This window comes from Rhodoferax sp. (genome assembly GCF_039922535.1).
Taxonomy (GTDB): domain Bacteria; phylum Pseudomonadota; class Gammaproteobacteria; order Burkholderiales; family Burkholderiaceae_C; genus Rhodoferax_B.
Genome location: NZ_JBDTEM010000182.1, coordinates 1 through 2,563, shown reverse-complemented (window position 1 = coordinate 2,563; position 2,563 = coordinate 1). Strand labels below are relative to the sequence as shown.

At 64.6% G+C, this 2,563-nt stretch carries 4 protein-coding genes; 1 reads left to right on the top strand and 3 read right to left on the bottom strand.

The features are described from left to right. Positions 1 to 366, bottom strand: a 366-nt coding sequence (locus tag ABI213_RS08475; RefSeq protein ID WP_348026732.1) for a kinase/pyrophosphorylase, incomplete at its 3' end; no start/stop codon positions are given. Between the two features lie 35 nt (positions 367 to 401). Next, positions 402 to 1,301, bottom strand: a complete 900-nt coding sequence (locus tag ABI213_RS08470; protein ID WP_348026730.1) for a LysR family transcriptional regulator — start codon at positions 1,299 to 1,301, stop codon at positions 402 to 404. Positions 1,302 to 1,417: 116 nt separating this feature from the next. On the opposite strand from ABI213_RS08470, the gene ABI213_RS08465 reads away from it, so the two are divergent. Continuing rightward, the gene (locus ABI213_RS08465) at positions 1,418 to 2,287 is read left to right on the top strand and encodes a pirin family protein (RefSeq protein ID WP_348026728.1); all 870 of its coding nucleotides are present in this window, start codon (positions 1,418 to 1,420) and stop codon (positions 2,285 to 2,287) included. Here the strand turns inward: ABI213_RS08465 and ABI213_RS08460 are convergent. After that, positions 2,284 to 2,563 (bottom strand): transaldolase family protein (locus tag ABI213_RS08460; RefSeq protein WP_348026726.1); only part of this gene is annotated, 280 nt, incomplete at its 5' end. The genes ABI213_RS08465 and ABI213_RS08460 overlap by 4 nt on opposite strands.

Genomic DNA, 2,563 nt, shown 5'->3' with positions numbered 1-2,563 from the left:
GTATTCGTGGCTCTGGCTGACGTCGGGAAAGCGCCCAATGCGATGGTTCGACTTCATGGCCAGCTCGATCTCGAGCGGGCGTACAAAGGTGCCGAACATGTCCAGCAGCATGCCCTTGCAGCCCGCTTCGATCACGGCCAGTACCTCGGTATTGGCCAGCGTGGTGAAGACGATCGGGCGCTGGCCCTCCAGCTCGGCCGTGTGGTTGATCTGGCGCACCGCCTGGTGGGCTTTGTCTACCGTGTCGGTAAATGGCAGCCGTACATGGCGCGGAGCCATGGCGAACTGCGCCAGGATGGCGTTGCCAAAGGTTTCGGCGGTAATGCCGGTGCCATCGGAGATGAAGAAGACGGTGCGGTCGGTCATAAAGGCATCCTGAAAGAAGATGTGGCGGCTAAGTTCTAAGCTGCTATGCAGTGGCGTTGGATTTTGTCCATCGTAAACGCAATGAAGCTGCTGACGGCGCGCGGCAGTTGGTGGCGGCTGGGGTACACGCAGTGCACGCCCACGCCGTGCACTGCGTAGCCGGGTAACACCACCCGCAGTTGGCCGGACTCCAGCAGTGGTTTGGCCAGTAGCGCGGGAATCAATGACACGCCCAAACCCGCCAGCGTGGCCTTGACCACCGCGTCCATGGTGTTGGCACACACGCGCCCGTGCACTTGCACATCCACGCTGCCGTCCGGCCCTTCCAGCCGCCAACTGCCATGGCTGGAGGCCGGTTTCCGGGTAATGCAGTCGTGCATTTGCAGATCTGCCAACTGCTGTGGGGCACCATGCGCGGCCAGATACGCCGGGCTGGCCACCAGCACAGAGCTGCTGGTGCCGACCTGTTTGGCCACCAGGCTGGAATCCCGCAGGCTGCCGGTGCGCAGCGCCACATCAATGCCCTCGGCGATCAGGTCGGCGCGGGCATCGCTCAGTATCCATTCGATGCGCACCCGTGGGTGGGCGGCCAAAAACTCGGCAACCCAGTCCATCTGGAACCAGTTGAAAAAATCGGCCGGGGCGGCCACGCGGACGGTGCCGCTGGGCAACTGGCTGACATCGCTAAGCGCTTGGGCGGCCTGGGCCAGGGCCTGCAGCGGGTCCGTGCTGCGCGTGTGGAGATCGCGCCCGGCCTCGGTCAAGGTTAGCTTGCGGGTAGAGCGCTGCAGCAAACGCGCGCCCAGGTGCTGCTCCAGGTCTTGCACCCGGCGGCTCACGGTATTGGCGGGCAGGCCTAGTCGCCGGGCCGCAGCGGCGAAGCTACCCGCTTCGACCACCTGGACGAACAGCGCGATGTCATTCAGGTCCAGCATGCTATTACTCTTGATTTTGGATGGGTGAAAGCAAATTCTAGCGGCTAGTCGCCATATTCAAGCCTGGATAAGCTTGTGGCACAGGGGGCGTTCCCCCATTTTTCAGGAGCCACACCATGCATGCCATCGCCAACCCCACTTCCCAGTTAAGTCCTGTGGAGACCATTGCTGCCACCCGCGCCATCGTCTACCGCACGCGCGGCCAGCAGCATGGGCCTATCACCCGGCTGATGAGCCCGTCCGATCTGGGCGAGCACCTCAAACCGTTTGTGTTTTTGGACCTGTTTGATGCCGATGCCAGTGCCTTCCAGGGCTTTGGCTTGCACCCGCATTCCGGCATCGCCACCTTGTCATGGAGCCTGCAGGGCGACATGGGGTTTGAAGACACCTCGGGACGCCAGGGCGTGCTGGCCGAGGGTGGCGTGGAATGGATGCAGGCTGGCGGCGGTGCTTGGCACGCGGGGGGCTCCGGTGGGTCCGAACGTCTGCGCGGCTTCCAGCTCTGGGTGGCGCTGCCGCCTGCGCTGGAGTTGGCCCCGGCGTTCAGCACTTTCCTGGCCCCCGACGAGGTGGCGCAGGACGGGCCTGCGCGGGTGTTGCTGGGCCAGTACGGTGCGGCCCACAGCGCTATTCCGGCCCCGGCATCTATCAACTACCTGTCAGTCCAGCTCAAGGCCGGTGAACGCTGGCGCTACCAGCCGCCTGCGGGGCACACCGTAGCCTGGGTGGCGCTGGGTGAGGGGAATTTGCGCATGCCGGAGCCTCTGCGCCACGGTGATATGGCCGTGTTCGATACTTCTGAGGCAGCGATTGACTTCCAGGCGGCCACCGACTGCGTTTTCGTGCTGGGCTCGGCAGTGCCGCATCCGCACGAGCTGGTACTGGGCCGCTATTCGGTGCACACCAGCCGCGAAGCGCTGCAGCAAGGGCAGGCGGGCATCCAGCAGATCGGCCAACGCCTGCGCAGCGAGGGCCGTTTCAATTAATCGCCGAGCGCGGCCGCATCCGCCAAAAACCCCCGCTCCGCATCCAGCGTAGCGGGGTGGTCAAACAGCTCGGTAAACAGCTTCGGCGGGATGGTGATGGAGCCCACGCCCAGGCCCAGCAGTGCCAGGTAGGCGGCACGTGAGCGGACGCTAGCCACCAGCAAGCGGGTCGAGGTACCTGCCAGCAGGCTTTGCATCTGGCCGATCAGGGCCAGGCCATCCACCCCTGAATCCTCCAGCCGACCCAGGTAGGGCGCGGCGTAGGCGGCACCCAGT